Raw genomic sequence first — 22,751 nt, 5'->3', positions numbered from 1 at the left:
CAACGATATTTCTCAATTGAGCAATATCGTCCCGGCAACCGTCTACAGTTGGACAGAGGATCAGCGCACTTCTCGATGCTGCAGCTGACTATAGAGAGAAGAGGGGTGTTCATATTGTGTATCAGCAAACCCTACGGCGATGCCTCGCCAGTGCGGGCCTGGGCCGCCAGTCACGCGGCAGATAAAAATTTAGCCGCCGGTCTCGCGGCACTTTTTGGCCCTCGCGCTAGTCTTAGCGTGGATCGCGGTGACGGACGTCACTTCACCTGTCTACGCTATCCTTGTGCGAGACTCACGCAGGAATCCAGCGCAATATGAATGTCCTGATCGTTGATGACGAACCCCTGGCCCGCGAGCGCCTGAGCCGAATGGTCGGCGAACTCGAGGGATACAATGTCCTGGAGCCCAGCGCCACGAACGGCGAAGAGGCGTTGGCACTGATCGACAGTCACAAACCGGATATCGTGCTGCTCGATATTCGCATGCCGGGCCTCGATGGCCTGCAAGTGGCTGCACGATTGTGCGAACGCGAAACCCCGCCCGCCGTGGTGTTTTGCACCGGGCCCGATGAATTTGCCGTGGAAGCCCTGCAGGCTAGCGCCGTGGGCTATCTGGTGAAGCCAGTGCGCACAGAACAGTTACACGAAGCATTAAAGAAAGCCGAGCGACCCAATCGCGTCCAGCTCGCGGCCTTGACTCGCCCGGCGGCCGAAACCGGCAGCGGCCCGCGCAGCCACATCAGCGCCCGCACCCGAAAAGGCATCGAGCTGATTCCGTTGGGTCAGGTGGTCTACTTCATCGCCGACCACAAGTACGTCACCTTGCGTCATGAAGGTGGTGAAGTGCTGCTCGACGAACCACTCAAGGCCCTCGAAGACGAATTTGGCGACCGTTTCGTGCGGATCCACCGCAATGCACTGGTGGCTCGCGAACGCATCGAGCGGCTGCAACGCACGCCCCTGGGGCATTTCCAGCTGTTTCTCAAAGGCCTGAACGGCGATGCCCTGATCGTCAGCCGACGCCATGTGGCCGGCGTGCGCAAAATGATGCAACAGCTTTAAAGGTGGATTTGCAGCCTGTTACCGGACATCAAGGGCCAGGGAGGCCACGCAGTTTCTGATACAAGTCAAAGTGGATTTGGCTGAGCTGTTATTATCTGCCGTATCTATTCAAGTACGGATTGATCCATGTCCTCTCGCGAAATCCGCATCGCCACCCGCAAAAGTGCTCTCGCCCTGTGGCAGGCCGAATACGTCAAGGCTCGTCTGGAAGAGGCCCATCCGGGCCTGCTCGTGACGCTGGTGCCTATGGTCAGTCGCGGCGACAAGCTGCTCGATTCGCCGCTGTCGAAAATCGGCGGCAAGGGCCTGTTCGTCAAGGAGCTGGAAACTGCGCTGTTGGAAAACGCAGCCGACATCGCCGTGCATTCCATGAAAGACGTGCCGATGGACTTCCCCGAAGGCCTCGGTCTGTTTTGCATCTGCGAGCGCGAAGACCCGCGCGATGCCTTTGTCTCCAATACCTACACCAGCCTGGATGAGTTGCCGCCAGGCAGCATCGTCGGCACCTCCAGCCTGCGTCGTCAGGCTCAGCTGCTGACCCGCCGCCCGGACCTGGAAATCCGCTTCCTGCGCGGCAATGTCAACACTCGCCTGGCCAAGCTCGATGCCGGCGAATACGACGCCATCATCCTCGCCGCGGCGGGTTTGATTCGCTTGGGCTTCGAAGACCGCATCGCCTCGGCCATCAGCGTCGAAGACAGTCTGCCGGCCGGTGGCCAGGGCGCGGTCGGTATCGAATGCCGTAGCGCCGACACTGAGATCCACGCGCTGCTGGCGCCACTGCATCACCAGGACACGGCCACTCGTGTTACTGCCGAACGTGCTCTCAACAAACATTTGAATGGCGGCTGCCAGGTGCCAATCGCTTGCTACGCCGTGCTTGAAGGCGAGCAGATCTGGTTGCGTGGTTTGGTGGGTGATCCGAGCGGCGGCCTGTTGCTCAGCGCCGAGGCCCGTGCGCCACGGGCTGATGCCGAGGCATTGGGTGTGCAAGTGGCCGAAGACCTGCTGAGCCAGGGCGCCGCCGACATTCTGAAAGCAGTCTATGGCGAGGCAGGGCACGAGTGACTGGCTGGCGCCTGTTGCTGACACGCCCTGCGGATGAATCGGCGGCGCTTGCCCGTGTGCTGGCCGACGCGGGGGTTTTCAGCAGCAGCTTGCCGCTTTTGGATATCGAGCCGATTCCCGCCTCTGACACAATGCGCGAAGTGATTCAGAACCTGGATAGTTATTGCGCAGTGATCGTGGTCAGCAAACCGGCCGCCAGAATCGCTGTCAATCTGCTCAACCAGTATTGGTCGCAACCACCGTGCCTGAAGTGGTTCAGCGTGGGCGCGGCGACGGCGCAGATTCTCGAGGATCGCGGGCTGGATGTGAGCTTCCCGGTCGACGGCGACGACAGCGAAGCCTTGCTTGAGCTTGCGCCGTTGCGCGAGGCTGTCGCCGGTCCCGATCCGCGAGTGCTGATCCTGCGGGGGGAGGGTGGGCGTGAGCTGCTGGCTGAGCGTTTACGCGAGCTTGGTGCTAGTGTCGAGTATCTGGAGTTGTACCGACGCGGTTTGCCGCAGTACCCGTCGGCAACGCTGCCAGACCGGGTCAAGGCGGAACGCTTGAACGGGCTGGTGGTCAGCAGTGGACAGGGTTTTGAGCACCTGCACCGATTGGCTGGCGATGCCTGGCCGAGCATGTTGCGGCTGCCGTTGTTTGTTCCAAGCCCCAGGGTCGCCGAGCTGGCACGTGCCGCCGGGGCCCAAACAGTTGTGGATTGTCGTGGCGCCAGTGCCGCGGCCTTGCTGGCGGCGTTACGGGAACACCCCGTGCCCGTTTTCTAATGCAAAGGATGGATACGTGAGCGAAACAGCCTTGCCTAAAGATGACGTCCGGCCCGTGCTTGATGCACCGGCTGATGCACCGGTTGAAACTGCGCCACCTGCTGTTGAGCAGCGCCGAGGCAACGGGTTGGCAATCGTCGCGCTGCTGTTGGGCGCTGCCGGTGTTGCCGTGGGCGGTTGGGGAGTCTGGCAGGTGCGTCACCTGCAAGCCAATAACCAGCAACAGTTGACTCAGGTACAGGCGTTGAACGATCAGGCGCAGAGCCTGAAGCTCAACGAGCAACGCCTGACGGCTCGCCTCGAGCAAATGCCGGCCGCCGAGGAGCTCGACGCGCGCAGTCGTTTGGTCACTCAACTCCAAGGCGATCAGCAACGCCTGAATCAACGCCTGGAAACCGTCCTCGGCGCGAGCCGCAAGGATTGGCGTCTGGCCGAAGCCGAGCACTTGCTGCGCCTGGCCAGCCTGCGTCTGTCGGCATTGCAGGACATCAGCAGCGCCCAGGCCCTGGTGCAGGGCGCCGACGAAATTCTTCGTGAACAGAACGACCCTGGGGCTTTCGCCGCTCGCGAGCAAGTGGCCAAAACCCTGGTAGCCCTGCGCAGTACCGAACAGCCGGATCGCACCGGGTTGTTCCTGCGACTGGGTGCCTTGCGTGACCAGGTGATCAACCTCACCGAGTTGGCGCCTGAGTACAAGGATCGTGGCGAATCCCTGCTGGGCCTGACCGCTGATGGCGACGGCGCCAGTCGCTGGGCGCAATGGTGGGATCAGATCTCGCGTTATATCCGCATCGATTTCAACGCCGACAAGAATGTCCGGCCGTTGCTGGCAGGGCAGAGCTTGAGCCAGGTGCGTCTGGCCCTGAGCCTGGCGCTGGAGCAGGCGCAATGGGCCGCGCTCAATGGCCAGGCCGCGGTTTACACCCAAGCGCTGGCCGAAGCCCGGGATGTGCTCAAGAACAACTTCAACCCGGACAACCCTCAGAGCAAAGTCATGCTGGAGCAGGTGGCCGAGTTGAGCAAGCAGCCAGTCACGGTGGTCACGCCAGATCTGACGGGCACGTTGAATACGGTTCAGGCCTATCTTGAGCGTCGTAACATCAACGCCGAGGAGTCGGTGAAACCTCTGGCCAAACCTGCCGCAAGCACGACGCAGGAGGCCACGCCATGAAGCGCCTCTATGTGATCGTGTTCGTGGTCATCGCGGCGGCTGCCGCGCTGGGGCTGGCGATTGCCGAGCATTCCGGCTACGTGCTGATCGCCTACAAAACTTTCCGTTACGAATCGAGCCTGTGGGCCACCCTCGCCCTGGTGGCTGTGCTGTGGCTGGTGTTCTGGGGCATCAAGGCGCTGATCGAGCTGGTGACGACTTCCGGTGGTGTGGTCAATCCATGGTCCCGGCGCAATCGCAGTCGGCGGGTGCAAGTGGCGATAGAACACGGTCAGCTGGATTTGGCCGAGGGCCGCTGGGCCAGTGCGCAGCGTCATTTGTATCGCGCAGCGGAAGCCGAGCGCCAGCCGCTGCTCTACTACCTCGGTGCCGCCCGCGCCGCGAACGAACAAGGTCACTACGAGCAAAGCGACAACCTGCTGGAGCGCGCCCTCGAGCGGCAGCCCCAGGCCGAGCTGGCGATTGCCTTGAACCATGCCCAGTTGCAGACTGACCGCGGCGACACTGAAGGCGCGCTGGTAACCCTGCAAGCCATGCACGAGCGTCACCCTCATAACGTCCAGACCTTGCGCCAGTTGCAGCGCCTGCTTCAGCAGCGGGGCGACTGGTCGGCAGTGATTCGCTTGTTGCCGGAGTTACGCAAGGACAAGGTATTGCCACCGGCCGAACTGGCTGAGCTGGAGCGCCGTGCCTGGGGTGAAAATCTTTCGTTGGCGGCGCAGCGGGAAGAGGACGGAACGGTCGGTTTGCAATCGCTCAATCGCGCCTGGCAGCAACTCACCGCCGCTCAGCGCCAGGAACCGCAACTGGTGCTGGCCTATGCCGAGCAATTGCGACAACTAGGGGCACAGGTCGAGGCAGAGGAAGTCCTGCGCACAGCCCTCAAGCGCAAATACGACAGCCATCTGGCACGCCTTTACGGGCTGGTTCGCGGCAGCGATCCGGCCAGGCAACTGCACACCGCCGAGGGCTGGCTCAAGGATCATCCCGCCGACCCGAGCCTGCTGCTGACATTGGGCCGTTTGTGCCTGCAAAGCAGTCTGTGGGGCAAGGCCCGGGATTATCTGGAGAGCAGCCTGCGCGTGCAGCGCAACCCTGAAGCCTGCGCCGAGCTGGCGCGGTTGCTGGCGCAACTGGGTGACACCGAACGCAGTAATCAGCTGTTCCAGGAGGGCTTGGGTCTACTGGATGAGCGTTTGCTGGCGGCACCGCTGCCAGTGTCGGCTCACGCCTGATTCCCGCGCCAGACCTTATGTAGGAGCTGCCGAAGGCTGCGATCTTTTGATGTTCTTATAAGAGCGCAGTCGCTTCGAATCCGCCAGTGTTTCAGCGTTGTAGTCCTTCGCCGGCAAAGTCCTACAGAGGACTACATCAAATCCTCTCGACACTGTCGGGAATTCCCTACACTTCTGGTGAAGTGTCCGTGGGGGCCTGCCTTGAAAGGCTGCTGCGCTTTCCTCTACCGTAACCGCCTGTCTCTACTGTTACGGAAAAGCCATGTCTTTGGCCTGCTCACGCTCCTTGTTTTTCATGGTTTTCATTGCAGGTGCCCTGGCCTTGGGCGTTTCCTATCACCTGGAATATGTGGTCGGTCTCAAGCCATGCGGGTTGTGCCTGTTGCAGCGGGTTTGCCTGGCGCTGCTGACGGGTGTCTGCCTGGCGGCTTCAGTGCAGGGACCTGGACGCTTTGGATCCTTCCTGTATTGGTTGCTGGGTCTGTTCTGCAGTCTGGCGGGCACCATCACGGCGTGGCGGCAGGTGGTGTTGCAGAGCGATCCGGTGCATCAGTTATCGACATGTTCGCCTGATCTGGCCGATCTGTTCGCCAGTACACCCTGGTTGTGTGTCGTGCAGCGAATGTTCCAAGGAACCGCCGATTGCGCGGAAATTTCCTGGACGCTGTTCGACCTGAGCATCCCGGAGTGGAGTTTGCTGTTCTTCGTTGCGATGATGATTCTGGGCGGGTATCAGTTGCTGCGCCTTGTCTGGATCGCGTGTCAGCGACCGCTCAGCGGCGAGTCGTCGCACCGGGCATTGGCGGGTGATTAAACACTTGTATGAACTTTATCTCCTGCGTACCTTGAAGCCATAAGCGCGCGGGCATAATCTGGCCCGCACGTGTCATTGGATTTATGTTGCTCGAATGACGCTCTGCCTGGTCGATTCTTGATCTTCAAGTGTGCGACAGGTGTAGAGCAGCATGACCCACAAGGGAAGAGAGAATCACCATGCTCGAAAGTTGTCAGAATGCTCAGGAACGTTGGGGTGGAGTGCATCTGCTGATCGATCGCTGGTTGCAGGAGCGTCACGAACTGGTTCGGGCCTATGACGCTCTCGGCGCCAAGCCCGAAGCTTTGGGCGAGAACCGAAAACCGTTGCAGGAATTCTGCGGTGTGCTGGTTGACTACGTGTCTGCCGGGCATTTCGAGATCTACGAACAACTGACGGGCGAAGCCAAGGCGTTCGGTGATACTCGTGGTCTGGAGTTGGCCGAGACAATTTACCCGCGCATCGACGTCATCACCGAGAAGCTGCTGGCGTTCAACGACCTGTGTGACGCCGGCAAGTGTGTCGCGGAGAAATTCAAGGAACTGGGTGGCTTGTTGCACGAACGCTTCGAACTGGAAGATTGCCTGATCGAAGTGCTGCACACCGCCCACAAGGAAGAGGATTCGGTTCAGGCCTGAACCTTATCCGGCAACACCCTCAAAACGGTGCGCAAATGCGCGCCGTTTTTCGTTTCCGGTTTTCAGCTTTTAGCACCGCGCAATTCGACCTCGAATACCAGTGGCGTGAATGGCGCAATCAGGTCGCCGGCACCGTCGGCACCATAGGCTTGGGCCGATGGGATCACCAGGCGCCATTTCGCGCCGACCGGCATGTTTTGCAGCGCACTGCGCCAACCCGTGATCACACTATCCAGACTGAACCACTGCGCCTCGCTGTTTTGGTCGAACACTGAGCCGTCAGGCAGGCGTCCGATATACAGCACCTGGACCTTGCCATTCGGACCGGCCTTGGCACCGGTGCCCGGCGCCAACTCTGTCAGCAATATTCCATCGGCCAGTTCGCGAACGCCGGGTTTGGCTTTTTCTTCAACGAGAAACCGTCGCTCGTTTTCCAATGCCAATTCGCTTTGCGGCTCAGGCGACTGCATGGCAACCCGGGCTTCATGCTCAGCCAGAATCTGTTCGATCCGCTCATCTTTCAGTGCCAGCGGCTTGCCTTGGTAGGCTTGCTGCAAACCTTCGAGCAGGGCCTGAAGTTGCAGGTCCGGAACTTCCTGGCGCAAGCGTTCGCCAAGGCTTGCGCCCAAGCTGTAAGCGAGATCGTGAGTGTCATTTGCGGCGGTTTTTTCGGCGGCCTGGGCCACGGAAAAAAACACGCACAGCGATAAAAATAGGTAGCGCGACATGGGCACTCTCCGACCTGAGATGCGCAGGATTATGCCAGTGTGAATGCGTTCAAAGGTGAACTGGTTTTGCGCAAGCACAGAACATTTTTACTTCGTTGCAACGTAGTGCTTTCGATACTGTCAACATGCCCTAGCGGCGGTTGCAGCAGAGGTCTAGTATGAGCCGCATTCACGTCAGCCAGGAGGTAAACCATGTCGGCCACCAAGAAGCCAGTAAATACTCCGTTGCACTTACTCCAACAACTCTCGGGCAGCCTGCTCGAGCATTTGGAAAACGCTTGTTCCCAAGCCTTGGCTGATGCTGAAAAACTGCTCGCCAAACTGGAGAAGCAGCGCGGAAAAGCACAGGAAAAGTTGCACAAATCCCGGACCAAATTGCAGGACGCTGCGGCGGCCGGCAAAGCCAAGGCGCAAGCCAAGGCCAAGGAGGCGGTGAAAGAACTTGAGAACTTGCTCGATGCCCTCAAGGATCGCCAGTCCGAAACGCGCAGCTACATCCTGCAACTCAAACGCGACGCTCAAGAAAGCCTGAAACTGGCCCAGGGTGTCGGTCGTGTCCAAGAGGCTGTCGGCAAGGCGTTGTCCCTGCGTTCGGCCAAGCCTATTGCGGCTCCTGCCAAGAAAGCCGCTGCCAAACCGGCTGCTGCAAAAGCACCGGCCAAGTCTGCTGCCAAACCGGCTGCCAAAGCACCGGTGAAAGCCGCAGCAAAACCTGCCGCTAAACCTGCGGCGAAAAAAACAGTCGCTGCAAGCGCTGCAAAACCGGCTGCAAAACCTGCCGCCAAGCCAGCCGCTGCCAAAACAGCTGCCGCTAAACCGGCTGCAAGAACCGCTGCTGCTAAACCCGCGGTGGCGAAAACTGCAGCGGCGAAAGCAGCTGCCAAACCGGCCGCAAAACCAGCTGCAAAAACTGCCGCTGCGAAACCTGCTGCCAAGCCAGCCGCGAAATCAGTCGCGACTAAAACAGCTGCCAAGCCAGCTGCAAAAGCTGCAGCCAAACCGGCTGCCAAAACTGCTGCTGCAAAACCTGCTGCAGCCAAGCCAGCTACTGCTGCAAAACCTGCCGCAGCGAAACCAGCAGCCAAACCTGCCGCTGCCAAACCGGCTGCAAAACCAGCGGTGAAGAAACCAGTTGCCGCCAAGCCGGCCGCCGCGCCAGTTGCCAAGCCAGCCAACCCGGTTCCGGCGGCAACGTCTGCTTTAGCAGCAGCCACCTCGACAACGCCGCCAGCGCCAACGCCGGCCGCCGCATCGATCGCAGCAACCACCCCAACCAGCGCTTCCTAAGTGCCGGTTACCGCGACGCGCAGCTGATGCAGCGCGTCGCGGTCCAGGTGGGCGGCGCCTGCCGTTACACCTTCCAGCCAGGCCGATAGATCGGTCGCCTCACTTTGCGGCCAACTCAGCGCCGATCGTTCCAGTCGCACCAACAGATGTCGCTCGGCATCCAGTTCGAGTGCCTTCACTTGCTCGCGCAACGCATTCAGTTCGCTATCGCCGATGGCAACGACTTTCCAATTCACCCGCAAGGCTCGCAGCGGTTGCACCACGTCTGCGTCCCACGGCTCCGCCACGCTACGCAGTTGCTGCAATCGGTCTTCGTTACAGGCGACGCCACGTTCTCCCAGCCATAACCCGCAGAGCAGCAAGCACACATTGATACCCGCCGACTGCAATTGCAGGCATGCGGGTTCAACGCCGGGACGGGCGTAAGTGCCAAGGGAAAAGCTCCACAGGTCAGAGGACATAGTGCTACTCGCGCCAGTTGCGAGCGAAGCTGGTAGACTCCGCCGCCATTATGATTCGACTTCAGAACCTCACTTTACAGCGTGGCCCGCAACGTCTGCTAGAAGACGCCGAGCTGACCCTGCACGCCGGCCACAAAGCCGGCCTCATCGGTGCCAACGGCGCCGGCAAATCGAGCCTGTTCGCCTTGATTCGTGGCGAACTGCACCCGGACTCGGGTGACTGCTTCCTGCCGGCCGACTGGCGCATCGCCCACATGCGTCAGGAAATCGAGACACTCGAACGCCTGGCGGTCGACTACGTGCTCGATGGCGACCTGCGCCTGCGCGAGGTGCAACGCGACCTCGCCGCAGCCGAAGCGGCCCATGACGGTGCCGCTCAGGCCCGCCTGCACTCGGAACTCGACAGCGCCGACGGCTACACCGCCGATGCCCGGGCTCGAAAGCTGCTGGCCGGCCTTGGGTTCACCAACGAGCAGATGGATCGGCAAGTGGGAGATTTCTCCGGTGGCTGGCGGATGCGTCTGAATCTGGCGCAGGCTTTGATGTGCCCTTCGGACCTGTTGCTACTCGACGAACCGACCAACCACTTGGACCTCGACGCCATCATCTGGCTCGAAGAGTGGCTTAAAAGCTACCCCGGCACCTTGCTGCTGATTTCCCACGACCGGGACTTCCTCGATGCCGTGGTCGATCACGTAGCCCACGTCGATCAACGCAAGATCACCCTGTATCGCGGTGGTTACAGCGCTTTCGAACGCGCCCGTGCCGAACGTCTGGCCCAGCAGCAACAGGCTTACGAGAAGCAGCAGGCGCAACGTGCGCACATGGAAAGCTACATCGCCCGCTTCAAGGCCCAAGCCACCAAGGCCCGTCAGGCCCAGAGCCGGATTAAGGCACTGGAGCGGATGGAAGAGCTGTCCGCCGCCCACGTCGATTCGCCGTTCGACTTCGTCTTCCGCGAGTCGACAAAAATTTCCAGCCCGCTGATCGACCTGTCGGATGCTCGACTGGGTTACGGCGACAAAGCCGTGCTGGAGAAGGTCAAGCTGCAACTGACCCCCGGCGCGCGGATCGGTTTGCTTGGCCCGAACGGCGCGGGTAAATCGACCCTGATCAAAAACCTCGCCGGTGAGCTTGAGCCGTTGGCCGGTCGCCTGACGCGTGGTGAAAACACCGTCGTTGGCTACTTCGCCCAGCATCAGCTGGATTCTCTCGACTCCAAGGCCAGCCCGTTGCTGCACTTGCAGCGCCTGGCGCCGACCGAGCGGGAGCAACCCTTGCGCGACTTCCTCGGAGGGTTCGACTTCCGCGGCGCGCGTATCGATGAGCCGGTACTGAATTTCTCCGGCGGTGAGAAGGCGCGTCTGGCCTTGGCATTGATCGCTTGGGATCGACCAAACCTGTTGCTGCTCGACGAACCAACCAACCACCTGGATCTGGAAATGCGTCTGGCGCTGACCATGGCCCTGCAGGAATTCAGTGGCGCGGTACTGGTGGTCTCACACGATCGCCATCTGCTCAAAAGCACCACTGACAATTTCTATCTGGTGGCAGACGGCAAGGTCGAGGAGTTCGACGGCGACCTGGAAGACTACGCCCGTTGGCTGGTCGAATATCGTCAACGCAATGCCCCGGTCAGCAATACCCCGGTCAATCCGGACAAGACCGACAAGAAGGCCCAGCGCCAGGCTGCCGCTGCGTTGCGTCAGCAACTGGCACCGCACAAGCGTGAGGCTGACAAGCTTGAAGCCGAGCTGGGCAAGCTGCATGAGAAACTGGCAAAGATCGATGCCAGCCTTGGCGACAGCGACATTTACGAGCCGATGCGCAAGAACGACTTGCGTGATCTGCTGGCTGAACAGGCCAAGCTGAAGGTGCGTGAAGCCGAGCTGGAAGAAGCCTGGATGGAAGCGCTCGAATTGCTCGAAAGCATGCAGGCGGAGCTGGAGGCACTGTCCTGATGGAAGCCTACAAGCTGCCGCTGCCGGCTGGGTGGGGCGAGCCGCTCTGGCTGGTCGTGCAAATTCTGCTGATCCTGCTGGCCGGTTATATCGCCCAGCGCGTCGTCGCTAAATGTCTGACTCGATTGGGTGAGCGCTACCCGTTTCCGCCGCAGTTTTTCATGCCGCTGCGCGGCGGTTTGCGCTGGCTGATCATGGGCAGCGCGCTGATCTTCGTGCTGGAGCGCCTTGGCGTGTCGGCCACGGTGCTCTGGACGGCGTTGTCCGGTTTCGTTGCGGTGGCCGCCGTGGCGTTTTTCGCCATGTGGAGCGTGCTGTCCAACCTGCTATGCGCAATTCTGATCTTCACCGTCGGCCCGTTCCGTATCGGCGATGTGGTCGAGTTGGTGGATACCACCGATAAGCCCGGCGTCAAAGGCCGGGTGGTGGCGATCAATCTGCTCTACACCACGCTGATCGAAGCCGAAGAACTCGGCACCGGCAGTGCCATGGTTCAAGTGCCCAACAGCCTGTTCTTCCAGCGCTCGGTTCGACGCTGGCGTGGGACGGATGTGTTTCCTTCGAACGGTTTCGAAAAATAGGCGTTACCTCTTAGATAGAGGTTGTCTGATAAACCGCCATCGCGAGCAGGCTCGCTCCCACAATGGTTTGCGGCGATCACAAACTCCATGTGGGAGTGAGCCTGCTCGCGGTAGGGGGCTGAAAGTTGTAAACGCTGGTCGGCAGTCGGCATGTCCTGTAAAAAATCGGTAGTCATCGGCCCAAAGGCGCATTAGCTTAGACGTCTGTCACGAGTCTGAATCGAGGTGTGCGATGCTGCTTCAAACATGGCTGGCGTTTTTTGCCGCCTGCTGGGTGATCAGTCTTTCTCCCGGTGCCGGCGCCATTGCGTCGATGTCCAGCGGTTTGCGCTACGGTTTCTGGCGCGGTTACTGGAATGCTCTGGGCCTGCAACTGGGCCTGGCCTTGCAGATCGCGATTGTCGCTGCCGGTGTGGGTGCGATCCTCGCGGCCTCCGCCACGGCGTTCTATGCGATCAAATGGTTTGGTGTGGCCTACCTGGTCTACCTCGCGGTCAAGCAATGGCGCGCGCTGCCCAATGACATGAGCGACGACGCCGCCATCCGGCAGATCGGCAAGCCAATGGCGCTGGTGTTCCGCGGTTTTCTGGTGAACATCAGCAACCCCAAGGCCTTGGTGTTCATGCTTGCGGTGCTGCCGCAATTCATCGACCCCCACGCGCCGCTGGTGGTCCAGTACCTGATCCTCGGCGTGACCATGATCTGTGTCGACCTGATCGTCATGGCCGGCTACACCGGGCTGGCGGCCAAGGTGCTGCGTTTGCTGCGCACGCCCAAGCAGCAACAACGCATGAACCGTACTTTTGCCGGGCTGTTCATTGGCGCGGCGGCGTTCATGGCGACCCTGCGCAAAGCCGCGGTGTAAAACCTTCAGGCACAAAAAAAGGCGACCTCTTCAGGTCGCCTTTTTCATTGTGGCGAGCGAGCTTTTGTGGCGAGGGAGCTTGCTCCCGCTCGGCTGCGCAGCAGTCGTAAAACCGGCTGATACGGGTTGCCTGACTACTGGGGCCGCTTCGCGGCCCAACGGGAGCAAGCTCCCTCGCCACAAAGCCTCTCGCCACAGATGGCCAGCCTGAGATCAGTGCAGAATGACTGGCGCCGTATCCTGCGGCAGGTTATTGCGCAGCGGCGCTTGCCTCGGCTGCTCATAGCCACCATCGCCACCGAGCTGTTGGCTCAATTGCGCAGCCACATCCTCACCCAGCGCCTTGGACACGTCACGTACCACCCGTGGACGGTTCAGCGAGATCTTGATGTCCCGACCATTCACCAGTTTGGTGTCCTGACCTTCGCCCATCGCCGTGAAAGCCGAGGTGATTTCAAAGGTCTTGGTGTTGATCAGGCTGAAGTCCGCCACCAGCGTCAGCCCCAGCACCGCCGAATAGCTATTGGTGTTGGCCAGCTCGTTCATGTCGCGGGTGAAGTCGATGTCTGACACGGTGCCGAACAGCACGTAGTCGGCACCCTTGAAGCTGCCGGCCTTGATCCGCTTGATCACGTCATACACGTCACCCTTGGACGATGCTGTGTAAGGCGTGCCCTGCACCAGCTGGAACATGCCGGTGCGCAGAATCTCGCCCTTGATGTCGCCGGTGAATTTACGCAGCTCGCCTTGCTCGATGTAGCTGCTGGTCGCTTCGATCTCGTTGTAACTCGAAGAGCCGCTGGCGCCGTAGTAACTCTGGCTGTGGTTGCTCTGTGCCGAAACGATGTGGATGTATTGCTCCACTCGCTCCTGATACGCCAGATCCGTCACCGCGACTTTCGGGGCCGCTTGCACGCTGAACGCGCAAGCCAGGGCCATCATGCCAATCCATGTGCGCATCGATTAACGCTCCGTGGTCTTGCGGATCTCTTTTTCGTCCATCCACTCGGCCAGGCCGCTTTCAACGTCGATCAACTGCAGGCTGAATTTGTAGAAGACGTCCTTGTAATCGCTGCTGCGCTTGACGATCGAGCTGATCGAACCTTCAAGACGGTATTGGGCGGCGATCATGTTGCCCGTCTTGGCCACGGTGCTTTTCTTGTACAAACCGCTCTGGTTTTGCAGCTTGAGCTGGTCAACCTGGCTTTGCATGGCGGTGTTGTCGCTGGCGAAGCGGGCAGTGCCGGACTTCATCAGTTGGGTCTTGATGCTGGTGGTGATTTCGCGGGTATCGATGTACTCGCTGGTCTTGTTCTTCACGTCGTAGACCTGAACCACCGGACGGCCTTGCAGGATGCCGGACTGGGCCAGGGAGCGGGTCATGGATTCGGCGATCATCTGCAGGTCGGTGGAACCGAACTCGTTGGTCACGGTTTCCACGGCCTTGGTGTCACCGTAGCTGATGTTTTTGCTGCCAAGCGTTGGCGAAGTGTTGGCGCAACCGCTGGCCAGGAGGGCGATGACGGCGATGAACGAAAAGCGTGCAAACATGGGAATGCTCTCTAGAACTGAACGAATAGGGTGTCGGGCTTAAGGCGTTTTGATTTCGAGACGGAAATCCACGGCTTTGGCGGTTGGCGCAATCGCCTGAATGAAACTGGTCTGCTCGCCGTACATCATCTGGCTTTTCCAGGTTTCTTCTTCGGCAACCGGGAAACCTTCAGGGCCGAGCCAGGCAAAACGGTAGTAGAAAGTCTTGTTGTTGTAGCTGGTGTTGCTCAGCTGCGCATTGACCGTCATGAAGCCGTTTTCCCGGGCCACGCGCATGGCGCCGACCACGATGTTCTTGAGCTTGCCCATGGCTACGACCTTGCTGGCCGCGCTGCCTGGCTCCGGCGGTGGCGGGGTGGCGCAGCCAGCCAGCAAGGCCAGGGCGACGACAGCGATGAATTTGAAACGCATGCAAAGACTCCGTTCTTAAGGTTGTTTGAGGCTGGCCACGGCGGTCGGGTTGGCGCTCGGGATCACGTGCGCAGCCACGCCGCTGGCGAATACTTGATTGCCCACGGCGCGCAGGGTGATGACCTGAAAGCGCTGATCGACGGTGACCTTGACCACCGAGCCGCCCACGGCGCTCGGCAGCGTGACGCTGTGCTCGCCTTTCTTCAAACGCAGACGCACCACCTGAGTGTTGTCCGGCAGCGTGCGCCACGTACGGGTATCGGCGCCTTCGAGTACAGCTGAAGTGATGCCGACGGCAAGACCCGCCAGCGGGTTGGTTTCATTGATCTGCTTCTGTGCCACACCACGGGTGATCGCCCGCACGGTGGTGCGCAGGATGATGCCTGGCATGTCATCACGCAGCGCGCGACGGGACATGGCAGTGGTGCTGTTGAGTTGCGTCAGGTCCAACTGCTGACCGTCCACGCCGATTTGGGCGAACACGGCGGTGGAGGTATCCGGCTTGATGATCGGGAACGACAGCGGCGTAATTACCACGTTATTGCTGATCGGCAACGGCAGCGGAATGCGGATCGAGTCGCGGGACGGCGCCAGACCGCTTTGCACCACGATCAGGATGTCGCTGTCCTCGTTCCTGGCGGGTTTATCGAGATTCACCAGCGCCTGCTCCAGCAGTGGCGTGTTCGGACGCAGCTCGGCAGCCTTGCGATAACCTGGTGCCGCCAGATCTTTCTCGCCCAGGGCTTCATAGACGAAGCCGGCCAGATAATGGCTGAACGCACTCTGGTAGCTGTTTTTCAGGCTGACCACTTCCGGCGCGTCGAGGCTCGCCACCGGATAACCCTGCAAATCCTTGTACTGGGTTTTGACGCCTTCTTTCTCAGCTTGCTCTTCGCTCTTGAGGTATTCCTTGTCACGCAGGTCGGCAATCACCGCTTCACGTTCGTGAGTCTTCTTGATCGCGGTGCGCGCGCCATCGAAGTCATTCACCGCCAGCAGGTTGAGGGCCATCTGCGTGGTCAGCATGACTTTTTCGTAGTCGTAGCCTTCGTAGCGACGAACCTTGTCGTTGACCAGGAAGCTGCCGAACTGAGCCAGGTACTTGTCGGTGTCGAGCTTGACCGCGTCTTCCCACTTGCCCACCACCTGATCGGCACTGGTCCAGGCGTTCTGGCTGCCGGACAAGTCGCCCTTGGCGCGCAGCAGTTCACCTTTCTCGAAGTAATAGAGCAGGTCTTTGTCTTTGCTGGTGTTGTTCTTTTCCAGCAGGGTCAAGGCGGCGTCGACGTTGCCGGAGGCCAGTTGCTGGTTGGTTTGTGCAAGTTCCGAATCGTAGTTACGAAAGGCCGAGCAGCCGGAAAGCAATGTGACAGCGCTGAGCGCGATCAAGATGGGGGAACGGAATGCCATAAGGGGTACGTCTTCCCTGAGTTTAAGCAGCCGCGTGCTGGTCGGGCTGTTGGGACCCATCGGCAGGGCTGTTGGCCTCCTGCCAATTCCTCATAAAAAAAGGAGCTTAAATGCCATATCGCAATAACGACGGCGCGGCATTATAAACAGGGATGCTGGCCATGTAATGGCTTTTTAATCGCATCTTTTCACAAAGTGCCACTACTTATTTCAGACCGGGCACCACAGTGCTTTCCCAGGAAATTTCAACAAAGCTTGAGCGAAACTGATTGGAAGTGAACAATGTGTTACTTCGTATTTCCATTTGAGAGTTATTCATGACTGCCTCCTCTCGTTTTCTGGCGTGGCTCGTGCTGCCGATGATCGCGCTCTGCAGCTTCAATGCGCTGGCCGAAACCGCAGAAGGTGCGCCCAAGGCCCTGCATTTGCTCGATTACATCGGCGCCGATTATCCGGCGACGGTGGAGGCGGGCAACGTCATCGATGAGTCTGAATACCGCGAACAGCAGGAATTCCTGAAAGTGCTGCAAGGTTTGATCGCCGATTTGCCGGCCAAACCCGAACGCGCAGAGCTGGAGCAGGGCGTCGGCAGCCTTGGCGCTGCCATCGCCGCTCGCAAGGATGGCGCGGATGTTGCCCGTCAGGCGCGGCAGCTGGGGGCAAAACTGGCGGTGACCTATGAGGTCAGCCAGGCCCCGGTTATCACTCCAGATCCGACTCGCGGCGCGCCGCTGTATACCCAGCAATGCTCGGTGTGCCATGGCGATGCGGGCGCTGGTGACGGCCCGGCGGGTGTCGGCATGACGCCACCGCCGGCCAATCTGCGCGATGCCGTGCGACTGGACCGTCTGAGCCTCTATGCGATCTACAACACGTTGAGCATGGGCGTTGAAGGTACCGACATGCCGGCTTTCGCCGATCAGTTGGATGATCGTCAACGTTGGGACCTGGCGACCTATATCGCCAGCTTCAGCGCCGATCCGGCTGCGGCCAAATCCGAGAAAACCTACAACATCGCCGACCTGGCACGTCAGACGCCAGCCGAAGTGCAGGCCGCTGAAGGTCCGCAAGCGGCCGCCACTTTCCGAGCGCAACGAGCGCAACCGCCCCAGGTCAAGCGTGGTCCGGGACAGTTGCTTGATTACACGGCGGCCACCCTGGACAAGAGCATCGCAGCCTACCGCGCCGGCGATCACGATCAGGCTTATGACTTGTCGGTAGCGGCCTATCTGGAAGGCTTCGAACTGGTCGAAAGCTCTCTGGACAACGTCGACGCCAACGTGCGCAAAGACACCGAAAAATCCCTGATGGCGTACCGTCAGTCCTTGCAGGACGGTTTGCCGGTGGCCCAGGCCGAGCAGCGCCTGGAAGCGGCCAAAGCCAAGTTGAAAGAGTCCGCTGGCCTGCTGGGCAGTGATGGCTTGAGCTGGTCGCTGAGCTACATTTCCGGTCTGTTGATTCTGCTGCGTGAAGGTCTGGAAGCGATTCTGGTGCTCGCGGCGATCCTCGCATTCCTGCGCAATACCGGTCAGCAATCGGCGGTACGCAGCGTCAACATCGGTTGGGGCCTGGCACTGCTGGCCGGGCTGGCGACCTGGGCGGTTGCGGCTTATGTGATCGACGTCAGCGGCGCCCAGCGTGAACTGCTGGAAGGCGCGACGGCGTTGTTTGCCAGTGTCATGGTGCTCTGGCTCGGCGTGTGGATGCACGACCGTCGCCACGCAGCGGCCTGGCAGGATTACATCAAGAGCAGCCTGGTGAGTGGTGGCGGGCGTTTCGGCTTTGCGATCCTGGCGTTCTTCTCGGTGTATCGCGAACTGTTCGAAGTGATCCTGTTTTACGAAACCCTGTGGTTGCAGGCCGGGCCGGCAGGACACAACGCCGTAATGGCGGGCGGCGCAACGGCGCTGGTAATGCTGATCGGTCTGGCCTGGGTGATTCTGCGTGGCTCGGCGAAACTGCCGCTGGCGTTGTTCTTCAGTATCAATGCCGGTTTGCTCTGCGCGTTGTCGGTGGTGTTTGCCGGCCATGGCGTGAAGGCGTTGCAGGAAGCCGGGATCTTCGGCACGCGGCCGGTGCCGTTCTTTGACTTCGACTGGCTAGGGATCCACGCTGATGCGTATTCCCTGAGTGCTCAGGTCGTGGCGATCATTGCGATCATCGTGTTGTACAGCCGTAGCCGGATGGCCGAGAAGCGGCGGGTGTCGGTTTCTTAAAAGCATTCGCTGCGCTCATAATCGCGAGCAGGCTCGCTCCCACAGGATTGCGTATAACCTGTGGAAGCGAGCCTGCTCGCGATTTTTTGGAAGAGGAAAACACTATGCGCGTGTGGATCGATGCCGACGCCTGCCCTCGGGCAGCCAAGGATCTGGTGGTGAAGTTCGCCCTAAAGCGCCAGTTCGAAGTGGTGCTGGTGGCCGGCCAGCCGCAGATTAAACCGGGCCTCGCGCTGGTGAAGTTGATCGTAGTACCCAGCGGCCCGGATGCCGCTGACGATTACCTGGTGGAACACGCGGCGCCGGGTGAGCTGGTAATTTGCAGCGATGTGCCGCTGGCGGACCGGTTGGTGAAGAAAGGCGTGGCGGCGCTGGATCCGCGGGGCAAGGAGTTCGATGCGCAGAACATGGGCGATCGGCTGGCGGTGCGTAACCTGTTCACCGATCTGCGCGAGCAGGGCCAGATGAGCGGCGGGCCGGCGCCGTTTGGCGAGCGCGAGAAGCAGGCATTCGCCAATGCGCTGGACCGGATACTTACGCGGTTGTCGCGCAAAGCCTGAAAAGATCGCAGCCTGCGGCAGCTCCTACATGGACCGTGACCGACGCAAATTATGGGTCAGTGCAAAAATCCTGTAGGAGCTGGCGAAGCCTGCGATCTTTTGATCTTGCTTCTTTACTCGTCGTTCTCGTGGGTCAGTTCCAGCACGCGGTCGACCAGTTTGTTGATGCCGGAAGCGGCCTCGCTTATCGATTGCGCCAGCATGTACGCCGGCGTGCTCACCAGCTTGCGCGCCTTGTCTTCGACGATGTCGGTCACCGCGCACTCGGCATGGGTAGCGCCCATCTTGTTCATCGCGGCGGCGGTATCGGCATCGTTGCCGATGGTGCAGGTCACGCCCGGGCCGTAGATCTTGGCCGCCAGGGCCGGCGAGATGCAGATCAGCCCCACCGGCTTGCCGGCCTCGGCGAACGCTTCGGTCAACGCCAGAACGTCAGGCTGAACACTGCATCCGGCACCCTCGACGGCAAAGTTCGACAGATTCTTGGCCGAGCCGAATCCGCCGGGAACGATCAGCGCATCGAAGTCTTCGACGCTGGCTTCACGGATATCCTTGATGTTGCCCCGGGCGATCCGTGCCGATTCCACCAGCACGTTGCGCGCCTCGGGCATTTCTTCGCCGGTCAGGTGGTTGATCACATGCAACTGCGCGATATTGGGTGCGAAACACTGCACCTGGGCGCCGCGCTGGTCCAGCCGCAGCAGGGTGATCACGCTTTCGTGGATTTCGGCGCCGTCGTACACGCCGCAGCCGGAAAGGATCACTGCAATTTTTTTGCTCATGGGCTTTTCTCCAGATTCATGGCGTTAAATGTCCACTAATTTGTCACTCGTTGCCATAGGGTTAATACGCGGCTACACCTAATCTCTGCTGAACGATTCTGATCAGGGCGCGTCATGGACTTCATTCTGTATGCGGTGCCGTTTTTCTTTGTGTTGATTGCGGTCGAGCTGCTGGCCGACCGTTGGCGCGGGGTGAGCAATTACCGCGTGGCAGACGCGATCAACAGCATCAGCACCGGCGTACTGTCGACCACCACGGGTCTGTTGACCAAAGGCGTCGGTCTGGTGACTTATGCCTTCGCCCTGAAGCATCTGGCCGTGATTGAGCTGTCGGCCGACAGCGTCTGGGTCTGGGTGTTTGCTTTCGTCTTCTACGACTTCTGCTACTACTGGCTGCACCGCATGGGCCACGAACGCAACATCCTCTGGGCTGCCCACTCGGTGCATCATCAGAGCGAGGATTACAACCTCTCCACGGCCTTGCGCCAGACCAGCACCGGGTTTGTGTTGAGCTGGATTTTCTACCTGCCCATGGCCGTGCTCGGCGTTCCACTCGTGGTGTTCGTCAGCGTTGCGGCGCTGAATCTGCTGTACCAATTCTGGGTGCATACCCGGCACATTCCCAAGCTCGGCTGGTTCGAATGGGTCTTCGTCACGCCGTCCAATCATCGGGCTCACCATGCACAGAACGCTCTTTACATGGATCGCAACTACGGCGGGGTGTTCATTATTTGGGACCGTCTATTTGGCTCGTTCCAGGAAGAGGACGATAACGAGCCGGTGATTTTCGGCGTGACCACACCGCTGGCGAGCTGGAATCCGTTGTGGGCGAACGTGCAGTTCTATGCGCAGCTATGGGATGACGCACGGCGCGCCGAAAGCGGATGGGACAAGCTGCGGATCTGGTTCATGCGCACCGGTTGGCGGCCGGCAGATGTGGCGGCCAAATACCCGATGAACAAACCGGACCTGAGCCAGTTCCGCAAATTCGAGGTACCGCTGGACGGGCGCCAACAGTGGTATGTGGCGCTGCAGTTCTGCGTCTACATCGCCTTGGGCAGCTACTTGATGAACCTGGAGCAAAGTCTGCCAACCGCAGCCCTGGTGTTGGGCTGGGGCGCCGTTGCACTGGGGCTGTTTGTGTTGGGCGTGGCCCTGGAAAATCGCCCGCAGGCGTTGAAGCTGGAGCTGTTGCGGCTGGCGTCGAACCTGCCGTTGGTGTGGCTGGCGCCAATGGTCGGGTTATGGCCGGACAGTGTAATGGGCAATGCGGTGGGCTGGGTGGGGCTGCTCAGTTACAGCCTGCTCAGCGGGATCGGTCTCTATTGTTGTAGAAACCGCTTCACTCGATGGGCGTCGTAGGTTCGCTGGACTTGGCCTGTTCGGCTTTCAACGCTTGCTCGTCGGCATAGATCTTCTTCGCCAGACGGGCATTCTTGAAGCGCCGCCGCAGCCACAGGCAAAAGCCCAGTACCAGCAAGGCGCCCAGCACCCACAGCTCATACTTCTTGACGCTGCCCAACATGCCTTCGAGCACTGCGCCGAAATGATAGGCGGCGGAAGCCAGCGCGGCGGCCCAGATGGCTGCGCCAATCCCGTTGAGCAGCAGATAACGTCCCGGCGGATAGCCCGACAGACCGATCGCCACTGGCATCACGGTGCGCAGTCCATAGACAAAGCGGAAGCTCAGCACCCAGATGTCCGGGTGCTTGCGGATATGTTCCAGCGCCCGATCGCCCATCAGTTGCCAGCGCGGTTTGCGCGCCAGCAGTTTGCGCCCGTGCTTGCGTCCCAGGAAATACCACAGCTGATCGCCGGCATAACTGCCGAGGAATGCCACGAGCATCACCACCTTGATGTCCATGTATCCACGGAACGCAAGGAAACCCGCGAGCACCAGGATGGTTTCGCCTTCGAAGAACGTGCCGAGAAAGAGGGCGAAGTAGCCGAATTCCTGAAGAAATTGTTGGAGCATTGTCTGGGTGCTGGCGAAATGAACGCGCAGCCTAACCCCTCGGACACATTCAGGAAAGTGTCAAAATGTGTCTCGACGTGAACATTTCCTACAAGGACAATGGAATGCGGCTTCCTGAAGCACAACTGTCATCCGTTCGTCATAATGGCCGCTTATAACTGTCACGCTCGCCCGCCAGCGCGGGCTCAGGAGTCTGCCGTGAGCTTTACCCCCGCCAATCGTTTGTTTCCTGCAACCCGCCTGCGTCGCAACCGTCGTGATGATTTCTCGCGTCGACTGGTCCGTGAAAACGTACTGACCGTCGATGACCTGATCCTGCCGGTGTTCGTGCTGGACGGTGAAAACCGTCGCGAAGCGGTGGCGTCGATGCCGGGCGTCGAGCGCCTGACCATCGACCTGTTGCTGGAAGAAGCGGCCAAGTGGGTTGAGCTGGGGATTCCGGCCCTGGCATTGTTCCCGGTGACGCCGTCGGAGCTCAAATCCCTGGACGCCGCTGAAGCGTGGAACCCCAACGGCATCGCCCAGCGCGCCACCCGAGCCCTGCGTGACCGGTTCCCGGAGTTGGGGGTGATCACCGACGTCGCCCTGGACCCGTTTACCACCCACGGTCAAGACGGCATTCTCGATGAAGAAGGCTACGTGCAGAACGACATTACCGTCGACGCACTGGTTAAACAGGCCCTGTCCCACGCCGAAGCCGGCGCTCAGGTGGTGGCGCCTTCGGACATGATGGACGGGCGCATTCAGGCGATCCGCGAAGCGCTGGAGCTGGCCGATCACGTCAACGTGCGGATCATGGCTTACTCGGCCAAATACGCCAGCGCCTATTACGGCCCGTTCCGTGATGCGGTGGGTTCGGCGCTGAACCTGGGCAAGGCCAACAAGGCCTCCTATCAGATGGACCCGGCCAACAGCAACGAAGCCCTGCACGAAGTGGCGGCGGACTTGTCAGAAGGCGCGGACATGGTCATGGTCAAGCCAGGCATGCCGTATCTGGATATCCTTTACCGGGTCAAAGAAGAATTTAAAGTGCCGACCTTTGTCTATCAGGTCAGCGGTGAATACGCCATGCACATGGCAGCGATCCAGAATGGCTGGTTGAGCGAAGGGGTTATCCTCGAATCCCTGACCGCTTTTAAACGTGCAGGCGCTGATGGCATCCTGACTTACTTTGCCGTCCGTGCTGCTCAATTGTTACGAGAGCAAAAATAG

Annotated in this window: 23 protein-coding genes; 15 read left to right on the top strand and 8 right to left on the bottom strand. The window is 60.1% G+C overall.

Going from position 1 to position 22,751, the window contains the following annotated elements; genetic code table 11:
* Positions 1 to 314: 314 nt before the first annotated feature.
* From ACZ89R_RS16815 to ACZ89R_RS16785, 7 genes are all read left to right on the top strand, one after another.
* Positions 315 to 1,061 carry a LytR/AlgR family response regulator transcription factor gene (locus ACZ89R_RS16815; RefSeq protein ID WP_007899317.1) on the top strand — a complete coding sequence of 249 codons (747 nt, stop codon included), beginning with the start codon at positions 315 to 317 and terminating at the stop codon, positions 1,059 to 1,061.
* A gap of 126 nt (positions 1,062 to 1,187) precedes the next feature.
* Entirely contained in the window at positions 1,188 to 2,129 is a 942-nt protein-coding gene (gene hemC, locus ACZ89R_RS16810) for a hydroxymethylbilane synthase (RefSeq protein ID WP_429545183.1), read from the top strand.
* On the top strand, positions 2,126 to 2,893 hold the full coding sequence (locus tag ACZ89R_RS16805; protein WP_429545184.1) for a uroporphyrinogen-III synthase: 768 nt from the start codon (positions 2,126 to 2,128) through the stop codon (positions 2,891 to 2,893). The genes hemC and ACZ89R_RS16805 overlap by 4 nt, the downstream gene beginning before the upstream one ends.
* A gap of 16 nt (positions 2,894 to 2,909) precedes the next feature.
* Positions 2,910 to 4,064, top strand: a complete 1,155-nt coding sequence (locus ACZ89R_RS16800) for a uroporphyrinogen-III C-methyltransferase (protein ID WP_429545185.1) — start codon at positions 2,910 to 2,912, stop codon at positions 4,062 to 4,064.
* Positions 4,061 to 5,299 carry a heme biosynthesis HemY N-terminal domain-containing protein gene (locus ACZ89R_RS16795; RefSeq protein WP_476241474.1) on the top strand — a complete coding sequence of 413 codons (1,239 nt, stop codon included), beginning with the start codon at positions 4,061 to 4,063 and terminating at the stop codon, positions 5,297 to 5,299. Before ACZ89R_RS16800 ends, ACZ89R_RS16795 begins: the two co-directional genes overlap by 4 nt.
* A gap of 262 nt (positions 5,300 to 5,561) precedes the next feature.
* Entirely contained in the window at positions 5,562 to 6,113 is a 552-nt protein-coding gene (locus ACZ89R_RS16790; protein WP_123500455.1) for a disulfide bond formation protein B, read from the top strand.
* 179 nt (positions 6,114 to 6,292) lie between these two features.
* The gene (locus ACZ89R_RS16785) at positions 6,293 to 6,751 is read left to right on the top strand and encodes an Rsd/AlgQ family anti-sigma factor (RefSeq protein ID WP_007899333.1); all 459 of its coding nucleotides are present in this window, start codon (positions 6,293 to 6,295) and stop codon (positions 6,749 to 6,751) included.
* A gap of 62 nt (positions 6,752 to 6,813) precedes the next feature.
* On the opposite strand, the gene ACZ89R_RS16780 is transcribed toward ACZ89R_RS16785, so the two are convergent.
* The gene (locus ACZ89R_RS16780) at positions 6,814 to 7,479 is read right to left on the bottom strand and encodes an FKBP-type peptidyl-prolyl cis-trans isomerase (RefSeq protein ID WP_429545186.1); all 666 of its coding nucleotides are present in this window, start codon (positions 7,477 to 7,479) and stop codon (positions 6,814 to 6,816) included.
* A gap of 192 nt (positions 7,480 to 7,671) precedes the next feature.
* Here ACZ89R_RS16780 and ACZ89R_RS16775 point away from each other — a divergent pair, with 192 nt between their 5' ends.
* Positions 7,672 to 8,766: an AlgP family protein gene (locus tag ACZ89R_RS16775; protein ID WP_429545187.1), complete on the top strand. Its 1,095-nt coding sequence runs from the start codon at positions 7,672 to 7,674 to the stop codon at positions 8,764 to 8,766.
* Here ACZ89R_RS16775 and ACZ89R_RS16770 read toward each other — a convergent pair.
* Positions 8,763 to 9,227, bottom strand: a complete 465-nt coding sequence (locus ACZ89R_RS16770) for a TIGR02444 family protein (protein ID WP_429545188.1) — start codon at positions 9,225 to 9,227, stop codon at positions 8,763 to 8,765. The genes ACZ89R_RS16775 and ACZ89R_RS16770 overlap by 4 nt on opposite strands.
* Positions 9,228 to 9,277: 50 nt before the next feature.
* Between ACZ89R_RS16770 and ACZ89R_RS16765 the strand changes: the two genes are divergently transcribed.
* The 3 genes from ACZ89R_RS16765 to ACZ89R_RS16755 all read left to right on the top strand — a co-directional run bounded on the left by ACZ89R_RS16765 (position 9,278) and on the right by ACZ89R_RS16755 (position 12,634).
* Positions 9,278 to 11,188, top strand: a complete 1,911-nt coding sequence (locus ACZ89R_RS16765) for an ATP-binding cassette domain-containing protein (protein WP_429545189.1) — start codon at positions 9,278 to 9,280, stop codon at positions 11,186 to 11,188.
* Positions 11,188 to 11,769, top strand: a complete 582-nt coding sequence (locus tag ACZ89R_RS16760; RefSeq protein ID WP_123500445.1) for a mechanosensitive ion channel family protein — start codon at positions 11,188 to 11,190, stop codon at positions 11,767 to 11,769. Before ACZ89R_RS16765 ends, ACZ89R_RS16760 begins: the two co-directional genes overlap by 1 nt.
* A gap of 232 nt (positions 11,770 to 12,001) precedes the next feature.
* A complete protein-coding gene (locus ACZ89R_RS16755; protein WP_429545190.1) occupies positions 12,002 to 12,634 on the top strand; it encodes a LysE family transporter in 633 nt (210 codons plus the stop codon).
* 213 nt (positions 12,635 to 12,847) lie between these two features.
* On the opposite strand, the gene ACZ89R_RS16750 is transcribed toward ACZ89R_RS16755, so the two are convergent.
* From ACZ89R_RS16750 to ACZ89R_RS16735, 4 genes are read right to left on the bottom strand one after another with little or no spacing between them, the layout of a single operon-like run.
* Positions 12,848 to 13,594 carry a penicillin-binding protein activator LpoB gene (locus ACZ89R_RS16750; RefSeq protein WP_429545191.1) on the bottom strand — a complete coding sequence of 249 codons (747 nt, stop codon included), beginning with the start codon at positions 13,592 to 13,594 and terminating at the stop codon, positions 12,848 to 12,850.
* Between the two features lie 3 nt (positions 13,595 to 13,597).
* The gene (lpoB, locus tag ACZ89R_RS16745; protein ID WP_123500440.1) at positions 13,598 to 14,185 is read right to left on the bottom strand and encodes a penicillin-binding protein activator LpoB; all 588 of its coding nucleotides are present in this window, start codon (positions 14,183 to 14,185) and stop codon (positions 13,598 to 13,600) included.
* A gap of 39 nt (positions 14,186 to 14,224) precedes the next feature.
* A complete protein-coding gene (locus tag ACZ89R_RS16740) occupies positions 14,225 to 14,596 on the bottom strand; it encodes a YcfL family putative periplasmic lipoprotein (RefSeq protein ID WP_007899347.1) in 372 nt (123 codons plus the stop codon).
* Positions 14,597 to 14,611: 15 nt separating this feature from the next.
* Positions 14,612 to 16,006, bottom strand: coding sequence for a COG3014 family protein (locus ACZ89R_RS16735; RefSeq protein WP_429545192.1), 1,395 nt, complete (start codon positions 16,004 to 16,006; stop codon positions 14,612 to 14,614).
* Between the two features lie 317 nt (positions 16,007 to 16,323).
* On the opposite strand from ACZ89R_RS16735, the gene ACZ89R_RS16730 reads away from it, so the two are divergent.
* Together ACZ89R_RS16730 and ACZ89R_RS16725 are read left to right on the top strand one after the other, a co-directional pair.
* On the top strand, positions 16,324 to 18,222 hold the full coding sequence (locus ACZ89R_RS16730; protein WP_429545193.1) for an FTR1 family protein: 1,899 nt from the start codon (positions 16,324 to 16,326) through the stop codon (positions 18,220 to 18,222).
* 104 nt (positions 18,223 to 18,326) lie between these two features.
* Entirely contained in the window at positions 18,327 to 18,782 is a 456-nt protein-coding gene (locus ACZ89R_RS16725) for a YaiI/YqxD family protein (RefSeq protein ID WP_183680748.1), read from the top strand.
* A 113-nt stretch (positions 18,783 to 18,895) separates the two neighbouring features.
* Here ACZ89R_RS16725 and elbB read toward each other — a convergent pair whose 3' ends face one another.
* The gene (elbB, locus tag ACZ89R_RS16720) at positions 18,896 to 19,564 is read right to left on the bottom strand and encodes an isoprenoid biosynthesis glyoxalase ElbB (protein ID WP_052964543.1); all 669 of its coding nucleotides are present in this window, start codon (positions 19,562 to 19,564) and stop codon (positions 18,896 to 18,898) included.
* A gap of 114 nt (positions 19,565 to 19,678) precedes the next feature.
* Between elbB and ACZ89R_RS16715 the strand changes: the two genes are divergently transcribed.
* Positions 19,679 to 20,926, top strand: coding sequence for a sterol desaturase family protein (locus ACZ89R_RS16715; RefSeq protein WP_429545194.1), 1,248 nt, complete (start codon positions 19,679 to 19,681; stop codon positions 20,924 to 20,926).
* Here ACZ89R_RS16715 and ACZ89R_RS16710 read toward each other — a convergent pair.
* Positions 20,907 to 21,539 carry a DedA family protein gene (locus ACZ89R_RS16710; protein ID WP_008076083.1) on the bottom strand — a complete coding sequence of 211 codons (633 nt, stop codon included), beginning with the start codon at positions 21,537 to 21,539 and terminating at the stop codon, positions 20,907 to 20,909. The genes ACZ89R_RS16715 and ACZ89R_RS16710 overlap by 20 nt on opposite strands.
* A 198-nt stretch (positions 21,540 to 21,737) precedes the next feature.
* Between ACZ89R_RS16710 and hemB the strand changes: the two genes are divergently transcribed.
* A complete protein-coding gene (gene hemB / locus ACZ89R_RS16705) occupies positions 21,738 to 22,751 on the top strand; it encodes a porphobilinogen synthase (RefSeq protein WP_123500430.1) in 1,014 nt (337 codons plus the stop codon).

It is taken from the genome of Pseudomonas sp. TE3728 (assembly GCF_056279145.1).
This window is presented reverse-complemented; position numbering and strand designations above follow the sequence as displayed.